Source organism: Vogesella mureinivorans, from assembly GCF_007644035.1.
Taxonomy (GTDB): Bacteria; Pseudomonadota; Gammaproteobacteria; order Burkholderiales; family Chromobacteriaceae; genus Vogesella; species Vogesella mureinivorans.
In genome coordinates this window covers 1-292 of record NZ_VMTV02001137.1, presented here as the reverse complement: position 1 = coordinate 292, position 292 = coordinate 1, and the positions used below count along the sequence as shown (strand labels likewise).

General features: G+C 68.2%; 1 protein-coding gene. It reads right to left on the bottom strand.

Annotated features, from left to right (window positions below; translation table 11 throughout):
* Positions 1-41 precede the first annotated feature (41 nt).
* A partial coding sequence (locus tag FLQ44_RS23115) for a hypothetical protein (RefSeq protein WP_206209153.1) occupies positions 42-292 on the bottom strand: 251 nt, incomplete at its 5' end.

Genomic DNA, 292 nt, shown 5'->3' with positions numbered 1-292 from the left:
CTCACCGATCAGCGCTGGCGGCGAGGTGATCGGCTGCATGCTCAGCCCTTCAGCGTGGCCGGCCGCGCGCGGCAGTGCTCGACTGCGAAGCGGATGTCCTCGAAGGCGTCGAGCCCGTACCAGAACACGTTCCAGCGCTCGCCCTTGATGCAGCCGTCGCTCTCGCCGAAATAGAAATCGTTGATCGCGTTCTCGCGGCGCGAGCGCCAGAACAGCTTCGGGTTCTCGGCGCGCATCACCTGCCACGCCGCGCGGCCCAGGCCTTCGCCCTGGGCGTCGTCGCTAACCGCGA